Source organism: Oleiphilus sp. HI0061, from assembly GCF_001635675.1.
The window spans coordinates 1-1,002 of record NZ_LWFE01000566.1 but is presented as its reverse complement, the minus strand read 5'-3'; the positions used below and the strand labels follow the sequence as shown (position 1 = coordinate 1,002).

General features: G+C 42.6%; 1 protein-coding gene. It reads left to right on the top strand.

Annotation, left to right across the window (positions count from 1 at the left end; translation table 11 throughout):
• Positions 1-866 (top strand): thiamine pyrophosphate-dependent enzyme (locus tag A3735_RS07400; RefSeq protein ID WP_197485738.1); only part of this gene is annotated, 866 nt, incomplete at its 5' end.
• Between the last annotated feature and the right edge of the window lie 136 nt (positions 867-1,002).

The window sequence follows — 1,002 nt, the reverse complement described above, 5'->3', positions numbered from 1 at the left end:
ATATTGACATTAACCCTAAAGTTCTCAATACAAACTACCCAGCGAAAGTAGCGATCCAGGGAGATGCAAATGAGGTCTTGCCCGCGTTATTACGTAAGCTCAAAGCTAAAATACATGAGAATAATATCTGTTTTGATGCGCGTTATAAGGAAGTGAGTCAGCTCATCTCAGAGCAAAAGGCTTCGTATAAACAAGAGTGGTATAAGCACGATAGTGGTTCTCGTGTTAATCCAGCTTTATTCTTTGATGCCTTAAGGAAAAGGCTGCCTGATGACGGTTATGTAGTGGTTGATGACGGTAACCATACCTTCTTAACGGCAGAACTTATGCCTATTCATACAGCGAGAACCATGATTTCGCCTACCGACTTCAATTGCATGGGTTATGCTGTCCCTGCGACTATCGGAACAAAGCTTCTTAATCCTGAAAAAGACGTTGTCAGTATTATTGGTGATGGTGCATTTTTGATGACGTGCATGGAAATTACAACGGCAAGCAAGAATGGCTTGGGTGCAATTTTTACCATATTTAATGATGGCGAGTTATCCCAAATATCACAAGCTCAAGAGGTGCCGTATAACAGGAAAACTTGTTCGGTTCTTGCGGATACGAGAATGCAGGGTGTAGCGATGGCTACTGGCGCAGCTTATGTCCGGATCGATGAGAATTCCGATATAGATGAAATGTTGGATGAAGCTTGGAGAATCAGCAAAGCGGGTCAGCCAGTCGTGTTAGATGTAAATATTGATTACAGTAAACAGACCCGATTTACGAAGGGTATTGTGGGAACAAACCTTAAGCGTTTGCCCCTCAACATGAAGGTCAGAATGATTAGTCGGGCTTTAGTAAGGAAAGTGACCTGCTAGCTATTTATTCACGACGTTTGCTAGCTTCTCTGAAACGTCGCTAAGCTTTGTCGTCATTGTGCTCAGGTTTTGAATTGACTCCAGTAGGTGTATAACAGCGTAAGCGTTATTGTTATTTACCTCGCCAACATTCTGC